The following is a 20,841-nucleotide window of genomic DNA, read 5'->3' as shown; positions in this document are numbered from 1 at the left end:
GACACAAACCGTTTGTCTCCCTAGCTGGAGATGTTGAACCGAAAATGTATCACATCTCCGTCTTTTACAACATAGTCCCGTCCTTCTATTCTGACAAGCCCTGACTCCTTTAACTTCTGTTCAGATCCTGCGGCGTTGAGTTCGTCAAAACCATAAACCTCGGCCCTGATAAATCCCTTTTCGAAATCCGAATGGATTTTGCCCGCGGCCTGTGGGGCCTTCGTGCCGCGCACGACCGTCCACGCGCGCACCTCCGGACCATCCTTGGTGAAGAATGTGATGAGGTCCAGCAGCGCGTATGCTGCGTGTACGAGCCTTCCCAGCCCTCCCTCGGCAAGGCCGAGATCGGCGAGAAATTCCTTTCTGGCATCTTCATCAAGATCGGATAGTTCCCCCTCGATCGATCCGCACACCTCAACCGCGGGAATCCTGCGTGAAGCGCAGTGGTCGAGAACTCTCTGCACGATTTGAGAGGGGTTCTTGACGTCTGATTCATTCACGTTGAGAAGATATATCACCGGCTTTGTGGTGATAAGGTTCAGGCCGGATATCATCTGACGATCTTCGTTTGAGAGATTTGCGGACGAGGCAGCCTCTCCCTCTTCGAGTGTCGCCTTTACGGCCTCCAGTGCGGGAAGCTCTTTTTTTGCCTCCGCGCTTCCTGTTTTTGCCGCGTGCGCGATTTTCTCGTGCCGCCTGGATACCGTTTCAAGATCGGCGAGCTTCAATTCCGTCTCCACGACCTCTATGTCGCGCAGGGGATCGACGGATGAATAGCTGTGGACGACATTTGGGGCGTCGAAGCACCTTACGACGTGGATGATCGCATCGACGTTCCTGATGTGGCCAAGGAATTTATTTCCTAACCCTTCCCCCTTGTGCGCCCCCTCTACCAATCCGGCGATATCGACGAATTCAACCTGCGTCGGGATGACCCTTTCAGGTTTGAATATTTCGGCGATCCTTTGAAGCCTTGAATCGGGTAGGAATGCCATGCCGGTATTTTGGTCCTTCGTGCAGAAAGGGTAGTTTTCGGCGGGGACGCTCGCGTCGGTCATCGCGTTGAAAATAGTCGATTTCCCGACGTTAGGCAGCCCCACTATTCCGCAGTTGAGTCCCATGAGTGCGAGGCTGCCAGAGCCGGAATTTCATTTCAACGACGAAATTTATTTTATTTTGTCGGTTTTTCGGGGTAATCTCCGCAGGCATCGATGGATACCGGACCCGAAGGTCCAGATCGGGGATATCGACATGAAAAAAGCTGCAGTTTCTGTTGTGGCGTCGATCTGCATGATGATCGCTTCATGCGGAACTGTCACCGATGACATTCACATCAACACCGTCACCCCGTCAGCCGGAAGCACGAGCGGAGGAAACGAGGTCCTGCTCGTCGGACGCGGATTTCTAGCAGATTCGACCGTTACCTTCGGCGATGAAAATGCGGTTGTCGTAAGCATCGAATCCACGAGGATAAAGGTTATAGCTCCGCCTGCCGATCAGACGGGCTCTGTGAAGATAACCCTTGCCGATCCCGATGGCGTCGAGACCACGAAAAGCAGCGGTTACACATATCGAAGCATGCTGTATGTTGCGAACAAGGGTTCAAACGAGATAGTAGCTTTTGACTTCGACAGCTCGACATCGAAGATATCGGAGCTTTCCCTAACCTCTGCGGGGGGTGGATTCCCGATAGGGCTTGCGCACGATTCAAGGACGCAGACGCTCTATGCGGCTCACAGCGCGACGATATCGGAGTTTACCTATTCATTTGAGGACGGATCTCTGGTTGCGCTGCGCGATCCGGTGAGCGCGGAGGCGACAGGTGTGAACGAGCTCGCGTTCGACGCGACAAACAGGATCCTTTTCACATCCAACTTTGGGTCTTCCACCGTATCATCATTTATTTCCGACGATGAAACCGGCGGCCTTTCATTCGTTGAGGTCGATGGAGTGGATGGGTTTAATCCGTACGACGTGGCTATAGACGATGGCGGAAAATTTCTTTTTCTTGCCAACAACACAACGAACGACATCGCCGCCTTTACCTACAGTTCGGGCGGCGAGCTGGAGAAAGTCGCCAGCTCTCCTTTTGGGGATGGTGTATCGCAGCCCGTGGCTCTGGCCGTCGACAGGGAATATGACCTGCTTTTTTGCGTGAATTTCGATTCCAACGACCTCACCGTTTTTTCATACGGCGATGATGGCGCCTTAAGGAGGGAGAGAGTAATAAACAGCCATGGAACCAGGCCGCGCGATATAATTCTGGACACCTCCAGAAAGATAATATTCGTTGCGAATCAGAACGTCGCTGGCGGAACGATAAGATCATTCACTTATGATGAAGGGGGAAATGTTTCGGATACAGGCTTTTCGATGAACAGCGGTGGGGAGAGGGCTAGGGCGTTGGCGATATCGACTGCGAACAGAGTTTTATTCGTAGCCAACGAAGGGTCGAACACCGTATCCGTAATGACCTACGACAGTGAAGGGAAGATGACCTCTGTCCAGTCTGGGATAGGGGTTGGTGGTTTTACGCCGAGCGGGCTGATATTCATACCATAGGAATGCCATGAAACTTCATTTTATCTCTCTTGGATGCCCCAAAAATCTGGTCGATTCGGAAATCATGCTCGCGGCCCTTGTGAAGGGGGGGCATGACCTGATCGATGAGCCGAAAGAGGCCGAGGCCATAGTCGTCAACACCTGCGCATTTGTGGAGGATGCGAAGAGGGAGGCTATAGACACCATACTCGAGATGGCGGAGTTCAAGAAAAAGGGCTCCTGTAAATTGCTAGTGGTCGCTGGATGTCTGCCGCAGCGCTACAGGGGCGAGCTCGCCGAACTCCTTCCCGAGGTGGATATTTTCATAGGCACGGGGGACTTTCACAAGATAGTCGAACTCATAAAGTCCTGGGACGGAACACAGCATGTCGAGGTGGGGAGACCCGGGTATATCTACGATCATCGTACGGAACGCCTGCGTACGACCGCCAGGCATGTTGCATATCTCAAGATTTCAGAGGGGTGTCTTCACCCGTGTTCTTTTTGTATCATTCCGAAGCTTCGCGGAAAATTTCGCTCTCGCCCGATCGAATCCATTTTGAGCGAGGCGCAGAGGATGCTTTCGGATGGAGTAAAAGAGATAAACATCATCGCGCAGGACACTACAGCTTACGGCGTGGATATCGGGACCGATTTTGCGAAGCTTCTGCGCAGCCTATCGGACCTGAAGGGCGGAGACAAATGGCTGAGAATTCTCTACGCCTATCCGCACAAATTTTCCGACGAGGTCATAGAGCTGATGCGCGACAGAAATGACATCTGTTCCTATATCGACCTTCCGGTTCAGCATATAAACGACAGGATACTCAAGATGATGAAACGCAAAGGCGATGGGAGCGAAATACGCGGCCTTCTCAGGAAGCTGAGGGAGCGCGTCCCCGGCGTTTCGATAAGGACATCTCTGATTGTCGGCTTTCCGGGAGAAACTCAGAAGGAGTTCGACGAGCTCCTCGATTTTATGGGCGATATCAGGTTCGAGCATCTCGGAGTTTTCACCTTTTCGCCAGAGGATGGTACGCCTGCCGCGAAATTGAAGGAGAAGGTTCATCCCAAGATTGTCGAGGAGCGCATGAAGGAGGCGATGGAACTGCAGAGAGAAATTTCTCTGAGCAACAACCAGCGCTACCTCGGGAGGCGAGTAGATGTTTTGGTGGAAGGTCCTTCAGAGGAGACCGAGATGCTGGTTCAGGCGCGTCACGAAGGGCAGGCGCCGGAGTTCGACGGCGTCGTCTATATCAACGAAGGTTTCGCAAGATCCGGAAGTTTTGTCACCGTCAACATCACCGAAGCGCATCATTACGACCTAGTCGGCAGCGTGGTTGACTGACAGTGGTCATCTGAAGATCATCGGCCGAATTCCGGTAAAGGCCTGCATCGATACGATGGAGGTCGCCGGCGTGTGGATGAAAGGCGTTGTTATCTGCTGGATCCCAAATACACCTGCGTTCGGCATACCCGATGAAAGCATCCGGGCGGGGTTCTGGCTCTGCTGGCTCCGATATGTGAGGAGCGCGGCGGCTCCGGCGTCGATCTCCGATGATTGTGAAAGCGGCGGCGTCGCTCGTTGAGCGGCCCATTTGCCGTATGCGGACGCGGTCGGATGTGGAGTCTGAGGCGGAGAAGTTCTCCCGGATCCTCCGGCTGGCGTCCCGCCCGACGATCCGCCTCCCCCGCGCGGGTCATCCTTTTCCTTTTTCGAGGGCCTTGGCTTTGCCGGCTTCGCATTGGCGTGAGGCATCCCCCTATCATCTGTTGTGTCGAAGGAGCTCACTATTTCTTCGAGATGTGTAACGAGGCGTAGATCCAATATGGCATCGACCAGCTCCTTTGGCCCGGGATTGTGCATATTTTCGAAGTATCTATGGAAATTTATGCGCGCCTCGTCATCCATGCGGAACTGCGCTAAAATCATCAAGACAACCGCAGATCCCATCTCAGGGTATTTCTCAGCTGTTTTTATAAGGTTTAAGAGGACTTTGCTGTTTTTATCTTTGGGGAAGATTTTGATAAAATGGCCTTGATCTGGATTCATTTTCGCGAGGCCAGGTATTATGGCACGAAGCCTGATGGCAGGGGGGAGGATTTCAGTCGGGATGTATGGTTTTTCCTCGCCGGTGAGATATACGGCTGTGCTCATGTTTCGCTCTACGCCGGAATCCGCCTTCAAGGCGTCTATTATTGCCTTCTGAATGGAAAATTTTTGTAAAAACTTCACGAGTTCCTCCGGATTGGAGGATTCCAGGTTCATGAGGAAATCGCGTGTCTCATTCTTCGATTCGGTTTCCATGTTATGGTAAAGGACGCTCAGCGAAAGAACCGGGTTCCGCATTTCTGGATACTTTTCTATGAAAGATAGGATCGGGGCGTACAATTGGTCTTTGTCTTTCTCTGCGTCCATCTTTTCAATCAGCCTTGCTGCGAGCGCCGGCCGCAACTTCGTCAGCTCAAAAAAGGCTATCCTGATCACGTTTTCGGGTTCGAAATCCTCCCATCTATCCTTAAATCCTTCCGCCAAATCATGGCTGCCCGAACACCAGCTTGCGAGCGTGTGTCCTCCCGGGATTTTTCTATTGAGCGCCTGGATTATCCCCTGGTGGCCGTGAGCGCCCGGCGCGGCGTGTTCGCGATAAAAAGATATGATCCTCTGCTTGGCGCGTTCTTCGTCGTTTGGACTATTGGGAACGGTCATGACCTCCCTCATGACTTTGGACAGCCCATCTCTGAATGATTCCGGCATCTGGTCATAGACGAGTGCGATGAGGCAGAGCGGTCTGGAAAGCGAAGGGAACCTCTGTATCAGGATTCTTATCCACGCCGGCGCTCCGCTAAGTATTTTGCGCACCGCTGAAAGCGAATTCGATTCGGGGAGGCTTACCTTCATCGCCGGTTCGAATATGCTGAGCATGCTCCATAGCTGCGCTGAGCCGACCCCCAAGGTTTCGGGGTTGCTTTTGAACAGGTCTTTATCTGGACTTACGAGGACTGGCAGATGCATGTTGAGGTATATGGACTGCGCCTCCTCGGCAAACTTTCGTTCGAGGAAATTTCCGAACTCCGCATCCGATATCATGCTGTCGAACTCGATGGCTTTTGGCGGGTTGCCGGAGTATATAGACAGCATGTACATCAGGTTTGAAATTCTCGTGGCGAGCGCATCCTTTTTCTTCAGGGATGTGAGACTTTGTTCCGTTCCGTCATAAAAGGGGGTTGTTTGTAGCCATCCTGCCAGCGACTCCGGCCTTACCTCCGACGGGTCTATCTTTTTTGCCGAACCTCGAATGATATTGTACGCCTCAAGCGCTATCGCCTGCGCCTCTCTCGTAGTCAGAGGGGGCGTCACGTCGTGAGCCGCCATCGATATCGGAAAAAGCAGCCAGTTCATAAAACTGGGGAAATCGACGCTGGTCATCTTGCTCGCTCTCCTTAGAACTTCATCCTCTTCGGTCAGGAGCATGAGACGCGCGAGCTTCATCAGCTCGGGGTCGGCCGTGATGCTGTAGTTGGTTTTGAGGTTGAGGGCTTTTATCGGCGACGACCTGTAAGATCCCCCTATTGAAAATCTGAGAATCTTTGCGTTGCCTAAAATGTCGGACAGGCTTTGTTCAACCCACCTGGCCGTCTGAATATCGTAGGATCTTATTCGGCCGCTGTTTTCCTTCAGGCTTTCCGTTACCTCCGCGATCTTGACGGGCCTTTTCCATATCTCAATTTCTTCACCATTCGGGCCGATTTGATAGAAAATGAGGGGCCCCATGTCCGGATTTTCGTGTGCCAGCTCGTTCAGCTTTCGCCATGCCGCGTGTATTTCCTCGGTGTAGCTCAGCGGCTCCGGCGCATTTTTCTTGTTGATGGATATGTAATTTATGTAAATCTCCCTCGGTATTATGTGAAGATTTCTCATCGCCCACGATGAGATTGTGGCGAGCGCCCCTTCCTTTCCCGTCGACGGGTCGTATTGCGCAAGATCGCTCAAAAGGGATGAGATCGGCATGTTCTGCCCCGACGATATTATGTCTGCAGCAAATGCTGTCTCAGAGGATCTTATGTTGGCCAAGAGCTTGGCTGCTCGTATCGTTTTTACGTGCGGATTTTCAGGATCGATATCCCTGATATCTGCCAGCCTTATCCCGAATCGCCCTTGTTCTATCTCCTTAACTTCACCTGTCACCAAGCGCAGCGTGAGCGGGGTTCGTCTCCCGTGTTTCTTCCAGCTCGTGAATTTTTCCGCCTCCTGGGAGGTGATGATCATGCTCCCCTCTTTGAAACTTATGATTTTTGCATTCGTTATTGCAGCGAGCGTTGCCTTTGCACTCCTGTGAGCCCTGGAGGATATGGGTTTGCTGCTGAAGTCGGCTATTTCGGTGGCGTCGAATATTTCCATATCCTCCGCGGTTTTTGGCTTAAACGGGGGGGCGATCGGAAGCCTGTCTTCGTAGTTTTCCAGGGCGGCCTTTATAGAGTCTATCCCCGTCGTTATATCCTTCTTAACCTCTACAAAAAGCGAGAGCGCCGCCTCCGCTTTTTCGAACGCCTCTTTGCAGCGCCTGAGGGCCTCTTCGAGTAGATCGCTTGGGCCGTGGGTTAGCAGGGTGCCTTCAGCAGCTGCGATCGATTCGGAGAGTCCTGCGGTATGTCCGAGGAGGTTTCTTTGCTCCAATATGTCGGAAATCTCCGCCGCCAAGGCGCCGCTTTTATCGATGCCGTGGGTGGCACCTTCGTATAGGGCGTCTGAACTCAGGAGCGCATCCCTGAGAAATTCCTCGGAGGGCGCCTCATCCGAAATCAATCCCGATTTTATGCCGTCGAGTTTTTCCAACTTTGCCCTGACGCCTTCCGTAAGGATAGGGATCAGCTCTCCGGTTTTGTTTTCAAGCGCGGCGCTGAACGAATCGAGCCTCGAGGCTGTTTTTGCAACTTCGACTCTGCGCGCCTCAGCCCTGATCTCGGCTAGTGTATGTTCCGCAGCTACCCACTTTTCGAGTGTCTTCGTTTCAGCCGATCTCAGAAGATCGGCGGCTCTGCCGATGTAGAGCCTCGCCAGCTCATGAGAGTTGGCGGGCATCGAATCTTCGTCGATCTGAATTTCGGCGGGGATCTTTTTCAAAGCGCTAGCTATGGCGGCGTCGAAATTTCGCAAGGATATTATCTCGTAGATTCTACTCGCCAGAGGGGTGAGTGCATCTAATTCGGTGATCTGCTTCGTGAGTATTGCCGAGGATGAGATCGCTCTCTCCAGCTGATTTTTCGCGGCCTCTTCCTCCATAACTGCGGGTTCGGAGGCAAGCTCTGCTGCCTCGGTGTAGAGCCTTAAGGACTCCGAATAGAAACCGCTGATGCGCAAGACGGCGTCGTTTAGTTCTGCATCGAGGCTCGCGTGTACAGCGGATATATCGCCGGAGAATGAGCTTTCAACTTTCCGGATTATCGGCATCCTCGTGGTATCGATGCCGAGGAAATCTTCCATTGCGAGCAGAATCTTTTCCGCCTCCAATATTTCTTCGAATGACTCGGCGATTTTCGCCAATGTCACCACCCTGATTTTCATATCTTCGATGTCTGCCGGAGGGGGTGCCGTGCCATTTGATATATCCTCCAGCGAGAGGTCGGCCATCTCCATTATATCTGAGAAGCCTAAGCGCGCGGAGTAAAACCATTCTGCGGCGATTCTCTCGTATAAGTCTGCCAGGAGCGACGCGAGCGCCGGACTGGACGGGTCGAGCGATTCGAAGGCGAGCAGTCTGATTTGCGCCGGCAGGTTTCCAGACAGCCTCAACTTGGCATATCGTCCTATCAGCTTCTTGAGATCCGAAGGATTTATCCCAGTGGCTTCGTAGTTGTCCGTGAGGAATTTAGCCACCCCGTATTTGGGATGGTCGATCGCCTCGTTGATAAGGTTGAGCGACGCGATCTGTCCTTGCATCGTCGATTTCAGAAGCGACGTGTTCTCCGAAACTGACGATGCTATCAGCCCGGTTTTTTGGAGCGCCTCCTCAATTTCCATGTCGGCAGGGAGCTTGGCGCGCCGTATGGATCCGGCCATCGAAAAAAGGGAACGGCGAACGGCGGCTATATTTTCGCTGCCATCCATGCCCCTGTCTTTTGCCGCGGAGGTGAATTTTTGATTGAGCATGCCTTCACTTGGAAGATGCTCTTCATGTCGCAGCGATCCGCTAGCGCTCTCATTGTATTTGTTGATGCGAGGGATGATGAGTGCTTCGAATTTTTTCACGTCGGAGTTTGCGTTCGGCAGGCCGCGTTCTCCCAGGTGAAGGCCCGAAATTTCGGCTATCAAGTCGAGATTTAGCGGAATCCTCTCGCGCCCAGCGCTATTTTTTCTGAGAGGAAAAAGGGCTTTATAATCTTCAAATATCTCATCCGCTATCCTATCTGCGATCACCTCCGGCAAATCTCCTGATGAAGCTGCCGCTGAATGTATTGAATGCTCCGTTTCAAAGCCCATACTTTTCAGAAAGGATTTAATATCTTCTAAAGCGACGACCTCGTCCGCAATGCCGGAGGCGGCCACAATTTTTTCGAGTGTCTTGGGCCAGAAGCGTTTTTTTGCACTTCCTGCGACATAAAGATATTTTATGAGCGCATCCGAAACTAGGGCGGCTTCATCGCGGGAGATGTCCGCGAGCGATGCTACGTGCTCCGCAAAGAGCTTTTGCCATTTTAAAACGCCGACCGCATAGGGCATTTTTTTAGTCTCCCGGATGGTGTTTTTCGGCTTTGAAGCAGCAGCGTCTGTAGGCTCTTCCGATTTGGCTAGCCTCATGTAATCCGAAAGCGCGCCGGTCTGTTCCCCAGTCGCAATCGAGATTTTCTCCATAACCGCTTTTTCGAGGGAATCCCAGTCGGACGCCTCTTCGCGGGTCATCTCGCCTATTGCGACCAAATATTCCACGGTCTTTGCGATTTCAGCCACATTGCGGGTATGCTGGCTGCTCCATTTTTCTTTGGAGGCAAGCTCGGCCAGTGCGCCGATGGAAAGTTGCACCCTCCCTGCGTCCGTGCGCCCGACATTTCCGTAGGTTATCTCAAAGGGCACCGAAAAATTTTCTACCACTATATCTCCGAGTATGGAGGTGCCATCGGTGAACGCGCTGGAGTAATTTTCAAAGCTTTCGGCGTAGAATTTTCTGGCATCCCTTATGTCGTCCGGAGCATACTTGGATGCCGAGGAGCTGATTTCAGCAAAGATCAGGGACCTTAGTAGTTCTTCCTTTGCAAATTTTTCGAACTCTTTTTTTGCATCGTCAAGTGCCAGCTCGCTGCCGTCAGCCCTCAGGAGCTTGCCTTGCGGCATGAGGAGCGCAGCGGTTGAGAGGAATGTCCGCATTTCGCTCGTCCGTGCTGTGTAGTGACCGGACTTTATTTTGTCGTCCACGTATCTTTCGGCGGAGCTCGAGGGGGAGGTGCCTTGCGTCACATGTTTCCAATCCGATTCTACAAGATGAAACTTGTATTTGCTCTCCACCCCCTGAGCCCTGTGAGATATCTGCGCACCCTCGGCGTCGAAGACCGCCACTCTGGCGTTTATTTCGGGCGCGAACATCAGAAAACCGGAGAAGAACTCTATTAGTTCCTCCCTATTCATACTGAGCTGCTCCGCCATCTCCCCTGTTGCGTAGTTTCTAATGTTCCAAAGCTCCGGCCTGTACTCTTTCGATAAGTGCGCTTCGAATGTACTTCCCCTCACTTTAGTGTGTGACTCGAGTCCAGCATTCCTGATCTGCTGTGCCAAAAGTCTGTAGCTCCAAGCGCCGTAGGGGATATTGTGAAACAGTCCCGAATCGTGCATTTTGATGAGTTCTTCATCGGCCCTTAAGAGAATTCTGGCTATGACCGGGAATATGCACCCCAGATATTCCATGAAGTCCATCTTCTCTCCGTACTTTGCTGCCAGAGCGTTCAGGTAGTAGTATGCGGCTATCATCGCGTCGTAGTTTTCTGGCTGGACGGTGAGGTCTTCTATCCTGTTGATGGATGCCATCCATCCTGCATACATCATCCAGTGAAGCTCGCTTATCCCTTTTGGTTTGTTGGCAATAGCAAGCGCCTTGAGTTCTGCGAAATTGCGTTTTTTGTCCAGGTCTTCAAGCCAACTTTCCTGCGAGCGATCCTTCGGAGTATATTCCTTCATGAACTCCAAAAGGCTACCCGGCATCCCTTCCGGATTCGATTCTTGTCTGACGAAATGTTCGGCTATGTGTTTCCAGTTCTCTATCATGCGTTCCCAGTGCTTCTCGCCTATCTCCTCTGTTTTACCGTCGGCGTTGGCGCGTACCTCTCCCCAGTTCATCATCGACTTCCAGGTGATGCCTAGGTTGTAGGAGTTGAATTCCTCTTCGAAGCCCGGTTCGCCCACGCCGGATATCTGTCCGAGAAAGGTTTTCAGGGGCATTGCCTTGCGCATTTTAAAATCGTACTTCCAGTTGATAAAGCCGTCACCCCCCCTAGATGAGGAGCTCATCTTTCTGACCGAGGTTTCGTATTCGCGTGCAGTAGGCTTCAGAGACATCGTGGCTGCCGCAGTTTTTTCAGGAATCGCTTCTTTGAAAAAGAGTCTGACCAATTCTAGGGTCGAGTTTGTAAAGAGTTCGTATGAATCTTTGACCTCCAGAAAAATCGCCTTTGTGATTCTTGGCTCTAGACCTCTCTCCTTTAATTTTTTAGCAGTATTCTCAGCTCCGTACTCGTTGGCGCATCTGCTCACATAGTGGAACATGAATTTGTAAAAGTGCGATGCCTCAACAGCGGGATCTTCATCGATGACGAACGGGACCGATCCGCTAAGCACGTCGCTGTAGAACTTGTCGAGTTTTGCGTAAAGATCATCACCGAGAATTTTCTGAAATGAAAAAATGGGTGATACGAGTCTCTGTCGCGGTGCCGCAGATTTTGTGCTTGTGACTCCCATCCTTTGCGCAGATGTCATCTCCATTTCCACTTCTATTTCTCTCGAAGAGTCCGACCTTGCCAGGCTACTGAGCGCTCTGGCCATGAGGCCATACATCGCGTTGATGTTTTCGATCCCTTTCGAGTGCTCGATAAGAGCCATCGTTTTTTCAAAGGCCGACTCGCTGAGATCGAAGTGGTGCATCGTCTTTCCGTCACTCTGTTCTGAGAAACGGATCGCTATATATTCGCGAAGGGCTGTTTCAAGAAAGGGTCTTTCCTCCATCGTAATCTTGTTGTTATTGAACCACTCTTCAAGATCATCTGCGACTTTTTTATAGAGCTCCTCTATTCTCGGATCGTCGAAGTTCACGGTTTCACGCGTGTGAACTGCAATCGCGTTTCTCCGTGCGAGTTCAAGCTCATCTATGATCTTTAGCGCCCTTAGTCTTTCCCGATTTTTCGAGAGAGCCGCGGCGATTTCAGATTCATCAGTGCCGAAGAGGGAGAGCCCTTTTCCGGCGGCTTCTGCTTTTGTCAAAAGTTCTGTCATGGGTTCGGAATCAGGCAGATCGCGGGCCATCGCCTGAATCTCTAGGGGGATTGCTTGGGCTGTCACCACCCTTTTCACTGTGGCGTCGAAACTCATGACAGGCCCTGATCTCTTTGACCAAGCGCCGGATTGTGTCTTGGCTCCCAAGAGCGACAACTGCGCTGCGTTCGAGCTGACGAAATCTTTGAGGAGCTTGAAGAGAAATCCATCTCTGGAGCTTCCGGCCTGAGCTCTCTGGATATCGCTTTTTTCAATACTCCTGCTCGCTTCGGGCATGTGTCTGTAGAGATAGTTGAAAGCCCTGCTCAGCGCAGTTGCAATATCCCTTTCGGACGGAATCGAGCCTGCGGATTTTTCCTGGGGATCGAAATTATTTTGCAAACGTCCTATGGCTTCGACCAATATTTTCTGCATATCCAGGTTGCGGAAATTTGACGAAGATGCGGATTTGATGAGCTCGGAGAGCTCCCTCCTTATTTCCCAGAGTTCCCACGGACCCGTCGCGTGTGCGTCGATATTGGGACCTCCTCCGCTGCCTATGCCAGCGAGCTCTTTCGACGGGTTTTGTTCAGTCGTAAATTCGTCTCTTTGATCGCCATTTGCGACCGATTGCCCATCCGCCAGATCGATTCCATCGGTTGGAGAGGGCTGTGATTGCGTGTGAATGTGAGGGTCCCCCTGGGTGTCTTTTATAGTGGTCATTTTCTTTATTTCCTCTCGGTTTGTCTAAGTCCCCAGCCTTATCGGATACGGCATCATTATGTTGCTCAGTCTTTTACTGTTTTACAAAAGATCCGGCCTTCTGAGTATCGGCGGTTCCACTCTGGCGGGGGAGGTATAGAGGAGATAGTTTGCTTTTTCAATGGATATGCTGCTAGAAGCGCCCTCTGATGGAGAAATCGACAAGGGAGATGATAGCCTCGGTAAGGAATCCTTACCGCTATATCGGCGGCGAGCCCGGTTCCATCCGCAAGGATTGGGATTCGGCCTCGGTGCGAATTTGTTTAGTTTTTCCCGATACTTACGAACTTGGGATGAGCCACATAGGGCTTTCTATACTCTATTCCATCATAAATTCCAGCGATGACTGGCTGGCGGAGCGCTCCTTCTCCCCATGGATCGACATGGAAGAGGCCCTCACCTCTGCCGGCAGGTCGCTATTTTCGCTGGAGTCCGGAAGGCCGCTTTCGGAGTTCGACATCGTAGGAATAAGCCTTGGGTACGAGCTTACCTACTCCAATGCGCTCACCGTCCTCGATCTTTCCGGTATTCCTATCAGGGCAAAGCACAGGAGTGATGGCGATCCAATAGTTATTGCGGGTGGTCCCTGCACCTACAACCCCATGCCGGTGGCGCCGTTTTTTGACGCTATCGTCATCGGCGATGGCGAGGAAATTTCGGAAAAAATTTGTCGGATAGTCGCGAACGGAAAGAGATCCAGATGCGGCAGGGAAAAAATTCTGGAGGAACTTTCGAATCTCGAAGGAGTTTTTGTCCCTGTCAGGGGAATTCCCGAATGCGGCGTAGGGAGGGCGCTCATTCACGATTTGAACCGGGCAAAATTTCCGCGCCATCCTGTAGTCCCATATTTTGCGACTCAGATGCGCGCTGCGGTCGAGGTGTCCCGCGGCTGCGCGAGGGGGTGTAGGTTTTGCCAGGCTGGATACATATACAGGCCAGTCAGGCAGAGGAGTTGCGAAACGGCCGTCGGTATCGTTAGCGATATAGTGAAAAATACCGGACACGAGGATTTTTCTTTTCTCTCCCTTTCGGTGAGCGACTGGCCTCCGCTTCAAGAGGCGCTTGCGATTGTTCATAAAAAGAGCGAGCTGCCGATAGACGCATCGCTACCGAGCCTGCGCGTCGAGGCGCTCACCGACGGAATGATGAAAAACATGGGGAGCGCGCGTTCGGGGAGTTTCACCCTTGCGCCTGAGGCGGGCACGGAACGGATGCGCCGCGCAATCAACAAGGGGAATACGGATGGGGACCTATACGCCTCGGTTGAAAAAATATTTTCGTACGGATGGCATGCGGTGAAGCTCTATTTTATGATAGGGCTTCCGGGCGAGACGCAGGAGGACCTCGATGGAATAGCCGGGATAGCTAAGCGCTGTTTGGAGATTGGCAGGAGGCGTCATCGCCGCGCTGAGGTTACTGTGTCGACATCTACGTTCATACCGAAACCGCACACCCCGTTCCAGTGGGAGAAACAGATATCCGCTGAGGAGACGATCGAAAAACAGGATTATCTGAAGAGGGTTCTTCGCGGCAGAGGGCTCTTTTACAGGTGGCATGATGCGAACATGAGCTGGCTCGAGGGGATATTTGCGCGCGGTGGAGCGGAGCTGGCCGATGTTATCGAGGCCGCGCAGGCGGCGGGGGCGAGGTTCGACGGGTGGGATGAGATGTTTCGCTTCGACATCTGGCGAAGCGCATTTGAAAAATGTGGCATAGATCCCTCCGTGTATCTTTTCGAACGCCCCGAGGACTATCTCTTTCCGTGGGATCCTCTGCGCTGCGGTCCGAGCAGGAAATTTTTGATCGACGAGAGGAGAAAATCCAGAGAACTTCTTCAGACCGAGGATTGCACGGCCGGCATTTGCTCCGCATGCGGCTTGTGCGATCCGTCACTTCGGAATCTTCCTCTGGCGGATCTTCACCAGAACCCTCTTTTGCAGGATGCCCCGAAGGATGTGGAGAAAGCGGAATCCATAAAATTCAGATTGAAGTATTCCAAAACCGGTGGCGCGGCCTTCTTGGGGGGGATCGAGACTGCGGACATCTGGAGGATTGCGCTGCGGGCTTCGGGGCTTCGCGCTGCCTATTCGTCCGGATATCATCCAAGGATAAAGGTGAGCGTCGGTTCCGCCTTGCCGGTGGGTATGGAGAGCGAGTGCGAGTTCGTTGACATAGAACTTTTGTCGAATGAATTCGAAGAGGATATTTTAAATCTCCTCAATGAGAGGCTGCCGCAAGGATTCCGTGTCGAGGAGGTGAGCCTCCTTCCTCCCGGCGCCGCGTCGATAGAGAAGAGCGTCGAGGCTGTCCGCTACGAGGTTTTACTTCCATGGCTTTCGCGCGGAGAACTGGAGGCGGGCGCCTCCAGGCTGCGTTCGAATGAACCGGTTTTCTACGTAAAAAAGAAAGGGGACCGGGAAAGAGCGATCGATCTGAAAGAACAGATTGCCGAGCTTGATGTTTTGGGAGATGGTGCTATATCGGTTACCATCAGGTCCTCGGAAGCCGTGCTGAGGCCCTCTCATGTGATCTCTGCCCTCTATGGTGCAGGGGATGAGCTGCTCAGCAGGGCGCTGGTTCGCAAGTTGGAATTGATTTCTAAATAATAGGAAGGTCGAATGAGCAATGAACTTATAATAAACGTGACCCTCGGCGAAACCAGAGTGGCACGCCTTGAAAACGGAGTCGTTACTGAACTCAGCATCCAGCGCAACCGCGAGCAGGGGGTTGTGGGAAACATCTACAAAGGAAAGGTCGCTAGGGTCATGCCCGGCATGCAGGCGGCCTTCGTGGAGATTGGCCTTGACAGGACGGCTTTTTTACATGCTGCAGATGTAGTCGCCGACATGGCTATGCTCGAGGAGATGGGCGATGAGGACGATGTTTCCGAGGAGGAGGGGCAAAAGCCGGTCAAGCGCAACCGCGATGAACACATAGAAAATATTCTCCGCGATGGGGATGAAATTCTGGTGCAGGTCGAGAAGGACCAGATAGGGACAAAGGGTGCGAGGGTTACCTCTCACATATCGCTTCCCGGAAGGTTTCTGGTCTATATGCCGACCGTGAATCATATCGGCATATCGCACAGGATAGGGGACAAGGAAGAGCGCATCCGCCTCAAGAAGATGATCCATAAATTTTACAAGGGGCCGGGCGGTTTCATAGTCCGCACCGTTTCTTCCGGAATAGGCGAGGCTGAGATCCAGGCTGACGTGGAATATCTCACAAGGCTTTGGAAGGAGATCGAGCCCCGCGCCAAGTCCGCAAAGGCCCCTTCGCTCGTGCTTTCTGAACTCGACGTCATATCTCGCGTGATGCGCGATCTATTCACTCCCGATATCAACAGGGTCGTGGTTGATTCCAAAGATGCGTATGAGGAAATAAAAAAATTCGTTTCCAAGTATCTTGCGAAGGGGAAGGGGCAGGTGGAGCTTTACGAGGGGACAGAGCCCATCTTCGATGCGTTCGGCATCGAGATAGAGATAACGCGCGCGCTCGGCGAGAAGGTTTGGCTCAAAAGCGGCGGCTACATCATAATAGAACAGACAGAGGCGCTTACCGCGATCGACGTAAACACCGGGAGATTTGTCGGGCGCAGGAATGTCGCAGATACGATATTAAAAACCAATCTCGAAGCCGTAAAAGAAATTGTCTACCAGATTCGAATGCGCGGCATCGGCGGAATAATAATTCTGGATTTCATAGACATGGAGCGCGCCGATCACAGGAACAAGGTTTACAACACCCTCAAGGAATCTCTCAAGGATGACAAGGCGCGTACGACCGTCACGAAAATTTCGGAGATAGGCCTCGTCGAGATGACTAGAAAACGCACTCGCGAGGACCTTCGCCGCCAGCTCACCAATACCTGTCCGTACTGCGAAGGGAAGGGGTATTTGAAAAGCCCGACTACGATATGCTACGAAATCTTTCGCGAGGTGTGCCGCGAGATACCCGATATCAAGGGGGGGCAGGTCATGGTCTATTGTCATCCCTCCGTGGCATCGATACTCTTCGATGAGGAGCGGCGGCAGCTCGAGGAGCTGGAAAAACGCTTCGGCAAAAGGATTCACATAAAGAGCGTAGCGGAATATCACCTTGAACAGTTCGACGTGACTGAAAAATAACCCTTTAATATCAAAGTGTTATACCTGTATCCGCGGGGAGGCCGCGATAGCATCTGAAAGATATTGACTTTGGCGGGTTAAATGGGATAGAGGACTCCGCCTTTTTGGACTTATCGATCTATTCGGAAATAAAGGAGTTTCAAGTGTACGCGGTCATTCAAACAGGAAGCAAGCAGTACCTTGTGAGCGAAGGTTCGGTCATCAAGGTGGAAAAATTGGGCGCTGAAGCGGGAGCCAAGATAGAGATCAACGAGGTATTGATGGTCGGGGGCTCCGGTGCGCCGAAGTTCGGTTCGCCCGTTATCGATCAGGCCAAAATCGAGGCCCAGGTCTTGAAAAACGGCAAGGCCAGGAAAGTTCTTGTCTACAAGAAGAAGAGGCGCAAAGGCTACGAGAAGCTCTGCGGCCACAGGCAGGAATTTACCGAGATAAAGATAAACAAGATAATCGCCTAGGCGGTTCGTTGACAGGCCGGTGTACGGCTTATTTCGCCGGGGCCGGAACAGGGGTTTGATATGGCACACAAGAAATCAGCGGGTTCAGCAAAGAACGGAAGGGACAGCCACGGCCAGCGCCGCGGTGTGAAGCTCTATGCCGGACAGTCGATAAAGGCTGGCAACATAATCATTCGTCAGTGTGGTACGAAGATTCATCCGGGCTCTAATGTCGGGATGGGAAGGGATTGCACCCTTTTTGCAAAGGCCGATGGCATTCTCGAGTTCGTAGTTAAGCGCGACAACAGGAAGTACGCGGTGGTAAAGGCTGCGGAGTGAGCGCTCCCGCCGTGCACAATTAAAAAATCGGCCCTCTGAAAAAGAGGGCTTTTTTGTTGGTGAAAAATGAAATTCATAGACGAAACCGTAATAGAGGTCGAGGCCGGAGACGGCGGAAACGGGGCGGTTGGATTCCGCAGGGAGAAGTATGTCCCCAAGGGCGGGCCCGCCGGAGGGGATGGCGGCGACGGCGGAAGCGTAATTCTCAGGGCCGATAAAAATCTTTCCACCCTCCTGGACGTCAGCTACCGCAGGTCCTTCAAGGCCGGAGATGGGAAGAACGGCGGCAGAAAGCAGATGACCGGGGCGTCGGGGGAAGATTTCATCATAAGGGTTCCCGTGGGCACCGAAATTTACGATGTGGAGGACGAGTCGTTTTTATTCGATCTCAACAGCGACGGAGCTGAATTTATCGTCGCGAGCGGAGGGAAGGGGGGGCGCGGCAACATGCACTTCGCTACTTCGACGCATCAGGCTCCGCGCCATGCCGAGCCCGGCACCCCCGGCGAGAAGAAGAAGATAAGGCTCGAGTTGAAGCTGCTCGCGGATGCAGGTCTGGTGGGGCTTCCCAACGCAGGCAAATCTACGCTCGTCTCCGCGGTTTCAAATGCCAGGCCCAAGGTCGCAGACTATCCCTTCACCACCAAGGTTCCGAGCCTCGGCCTGGTGAGGCTCGATTCGGAACGCAGCTTCGTGATGGCAGATATACCCGGGCTCATAGAAGGGGCGCACGAAGGGCTTGGGATGGGGATACAGTTCCTTCGCCATATAGAGCGCACAAAGGTCATCGTCCATCTGATCGACCCGGTCGATCCGGCGTATCCGGATCCGGTAAAGAGTTACAAGGTCATACGCGACGAGCTGAGGCTTTACAGCGATCTCATGATGGAGCGGCCCGAGGTGCTCGTCATAACCAAGATGGATATCCCGGAAGCCAGGGAAGCCTACGAGCTTTATAAAAATAAGTTGAAGAAGATTCACAAAGGCCGCATTATCCCGATATCGGCAGTCACGCACGACGGCTTGAAGGAGCTGATGAGGGAGCTTGGTTCAATTATCTTTCAAACTGGAGATCCTGAATGATATCAGAAAAACTGGCGGGGATTGCGGCGAAAATAGCGGCTGATCACAAGGCGATGGACATAGCGGTTCTCGATCTCAGGGGGGTTACGAGCTTCACCGATTTCTTTGTCATCGCGAGCGGCGCTTCCGACAGGCAGGTTCGGGCGCTGGCCCATTCTGTGAGAGAGGAAATCAAAAAGGACCACGGTATTTCTGCCATAGGTGTTGAGGGGCTCGATGCCGGTGAATGGGTCCTAGTGGATTACGGAGATGTAGTTTTTCACGTCTTCCACAAGGATCTCAGGAGTTACTATCAACTCGATCGCCTATGGGCTGACGCGAAGCCCGTCAGGGAGAAGCCGGTAAAGGTAAGGCCGCCGAAGATGAAATCGAAGAAGCCAGGTTCGGTCCGCACAAAATCTGCCAAGCTCAAAAAGAAACCCGCCAGCCGGAAAAAGAAAATATCCAGTCGACCCAGAAAGAAGTAAATACTGATGTCTTTTCTTTTCGATGTTGCGGCATCTCTGCTGCGTATCGTCTATCCTCCCAGATGCCCGCTCTGTGGGAACTTTCAGACTGAGGAGCTCACCATTTGCGATGAATGTTCAGCGCGAGCGATTCGCGTCGATGCCGGTCCCGACATCTCGCAGCTTGGCGCCGTGTATCTTGATTCGTGTATTTCCTGTTTTGCATTCGAGGGGGGCGTGCGCGGCTGCGTTCATTCATTCAAATACGGCGAGGCGATAAATCTTGCAGGGTTTATAGGAAGGGAGATCCACAGCAAGTTGAGACAAACAGAGGAGTTCGACATGATAATCCCAGTTCCTCTTCACAGCAGGAAACTCAAATTGCGCGGCTATAACCAGGCGGCGCTTATCGCGGAGATCGTGTCGAAGCGATCGGGGAAAAGAGCCGAGAAAAACCTTCTCAAAAGGATTCGCAACGATTCCCCTCAGGCGACTCTCCACAGAGTCGAGAGAATCAGGAACGTAAAGTCCTCTTTTGCCATTTCCAAACGCGCAGAGGGCGTGGTGCGAGGCAAGAGGATCCTCCTCGTCGATGACGTTATGACAACCGGCGCCACGTTAAACGAATGCGCAAAAATTTTGAAGAAGGCCGGAGCGGCCGTCGTCGTGGGAATTACCTTCGCCAGGGCTACAATCTAATCTCTGATGGCCTCTTCGAGGTCCCCCTCGAGAAGCAGTATAAACCTGTTGCCGGAAAGGCGATCACGTTCATCTTTTGGAAGCAGCGGCTTCAGCGAGTGGGCGAAATCGGTGTTCTTGAAATTTCTGACGATGCGCAGCACTATTGCCGGTGGCCTTGACTATATCGGTCTGTCGGGTTATCCCGCGGGTCTATGAAAAACCGCTTGGAGCTTATGAAGGAACTGGCAAGGAGGGCTGGGAGGATACAGCTCGACCGGCTTGGCGATAGCCATGATATCCAGTACAAAGGTGCCATCAACCTCGTTACGGAAGTCGATAAGAAGTGCGAGGAGATGATAGTCGGCGAAGTTCAGAAACATTTTCCTGGGGACGACATCCTCGCTGAGGAAGGCGGCGGCGACAGGACTTCGTCCAATGTCAGATGGCATATCGATCCGCTGGATGGGACGGTAAACTACGCCCACGGCTTCCCATTTTTTTGCGTCTCGCTTGCGATAGAGGTTGAAGGAAATCTGCATGCCGGTGTGATCTACGATCCCAATAGGGACGAGCTCTTCGAGGCATTCACAGGCAAGGGCGCCATGATGAACGGTCGGCCCATTCGTGTTTCGAAAAATAATCCCCTTGAAAAATCGATGGTAGCGACGGGCTTCGCCTACAGCGTCAGGGAGGATGAAAAGTTAGACAACCTAGGCAACTTTTCAAAATTCATCAAAAGGGCGCGGGCCGTTCGCCGCCCCGGCTCTGCCGCGATAGATCTCGCGTGGGTTGCGTGTGGAAGGCTCGACGGCTTCTGGGAAATTTTTCTCAAGCCATGGGACATGGCGGCCGGCGTTGTGATCATAAGAGAATCCGGTGGGAATGTTTCATCCTTCGACGGATCCCCGTATGATCTTTATGGAACGGAAATCCTTGCGTCAAATGGAGCCATACATTCCGAGATGAGCGCTCTT

The 20,841-nt window shown here is 52.5% G+C and carries 13 protein-coding genes; 10 read left to right on the top strand and 3 right to left on the bottom strand.

Going from position 1 to position 20,841, the window contains the following annotated elements; all coding sequences use genetic code 11:
- Nucleotides 1-20: 20 nt before the first annotated feature.
- On the bottom strand, nucleotides 21-1,121 hold the full coding sequence (ychF, locus tag GX659_06720; GenBank protein ID NLD28477.1) for a redox-regulated ATPase YchF: 1,101 nt from the start codon (nucleotides 1,119-1,121) through the stop codon (nucleotides 21-23).
- Between the two features lie 130 nt (nucleotides 1,122-1,251).
- Between ychF and GX659_06715 the strand changes: the two genes are divergently transcribed.
- Nucleotides 1,252-2,562, top strand: a complete 1,311-nt coding sequence (locus GX659_06715; protein NLD28476.1) for a beta-propeller fold lactonase family protein — start codon at nucleotides 1,252-1,254, stop codon at nucleotides 2,560-2,562.
- A gap of 7 nt (nucleotides 2,563-2,569) precedes the next feature.
- Nucleotides 2,570-3,889 carry a 30S ribosomal protein S12 methylthiotransferase RimO gene (gene rimO, locus GX659_06710; GenBank protein NLD28475.1) on the top strand — a complete coding sequence of 440 codons (1,320 nt, stop codon included), beginning with the start codon at nucleotides 2,570-2,572 and terminating at the stop codon, nucleotides 3,887-3,889.
- Between the two features lie 6 nt (nucleotides 3,890-3,895).
- Here rimO and GX659_06705 read toward each other — a convergent pair whose 3' ends face one another.
- Nucleotides 3,896-12,718, bottom strand: a complete 8,823-nt coding sequence (locus GX659_06705) for a hypothetical protein (GenBank protein ID NLD28474.1) — start codon at nucleotides 12,716-12,718, stop codon at nucleotides 3,896-3,898.
- A gap of 188 nt (nucleotides 12,719-12,906) precedes the next feature.
- Between GX659_06705 and GX659_06700 the strand changes: the two genes are divergently transcribed.
- The 7 genes from GX659_06700 (at nucleotide 12,907) to GX659_06670 (ending at nucleotide 19,885) form a co-directional block, all read left to right on the top strand.
- Entirely contained in the window at nucleotides 12,907-15,363 is a 2,457-nt protein-coding gene (locus GX659_06700; GenBank protein ID NLD28473.1) for a TIGR03960 family B12-binding radical SAM protein, read from the top strand.
- Nucleotides 15,364-15,375: 12 nt separating this feature from the next.
- On the top strand, nucleotides 15,376-16,884 hold the full coding sequence (locus GX659_06695; GenBank protein ID NLD28472.1) for an Rne/Rng family ribonuclease: 1,509 nt from the start codon (nucleotides 15,376-15,378) through the stop codon (nucleotides 16,882-16,884).
- Between the two features lie 143 nt (nucleotides 16,885-17,027).
- Entirely contained in the window at nucleotides 17,028-17,339 is a 312-nt protein-coding gene (gene rplU, locus GX659_06690) for a 50S ribosomal protein L21 (protein NLD28471.1), read from the top strand.
- A gap of 60 nt (nucleotides 17,340-17,399) precedes the next feature.
- Nucleotides 17,400-17,657 carry a 50S ribosomal protein L27 gene (gene rpmA / locus GX659_06685; protein ID NLD28470.1) on the top strand — a complete coding sequence of 86 codons (258 nt, stop codon included), beginning with the start codon at nucleotides 17,400-17,402 and terminating at the stop codon, nucleotides 17,655-17,657.
- Between the two features lie 66 nt (nucleotides 17,658-17,723).
- On the top strand, nucleotides 17,724-18,740 hold the full coding sequence (gene obgE, locus GX659_06680; protein NLD28469.1) for a GTPase ObgE: 1,017 nt from the start codon (nucleotides 17,724-17,726) through the stop codon (nucleotides 18,738-18,740).
- Entirely contained in the window at nucleotides 18,737-19,207 is a 471-nt protein-coding gene (rsfS, locus tag GX659_06675) for a ribosome silencing factor (GenBank protein NLD28468.1), read from the top strand. Before obgE ends, rsfS begins: the two co-directional genes overlap by 4 nt.
- A 6-nt stretch (nucleotides 19,208-19,213) precedes the next feature.
- Complete coding sequence (locus tag GX659_06670) at nucleotides 19,214-19,885, top strand: ComF family protein (protein NLD28467.1); 672 nt, start codon at nucleotides 19,214-19,216, stop codon at nucleotides 19,883-19,885.
- Here the strand turns inward: GX659_06670 and GX659_06665 are convergent.
- Nucleotides 19,882-20,028, bottom strand: coding sequence for a hypothetical protein (locus tag GX659_06665; GenBank protein ID NLD28466.1), 147 nt, complete (start codon nucleotides 20,026-20,028; stop codon nucleotides 19,882-19,884). The two genes, GX659_06670 and GX659_06665, sit on opposite strands and share 4 nt — an antisense overlap.
- A gap of 51 nt (nucleotides 20,029-20,079) precedes the next feature.
- Here GX659_06665 and GX659_06660 point away from each other — a divergent pair.
- A partial coding sequence (locus GX659_06660; GenBank protein NLD28465.1) for an inositol monophosphatase occupies nucleotides 20,080-20,841 on the top strand: 762 nt, incomplete at its 3' end.

This window comes from Myxococcales bacterium (genome assembly GCA_012513515.1).
Classification (GTDB): domain Bacteria; phylum UBA10199; class UBA10199; order 2-02-FULL-44-16; family JAAZCA01; genus JAAZCA01.
Note: the sequence above shows the minus strand (reverse complement) of the source record. Positions and strands in the feature narration are given on the sequence as shown.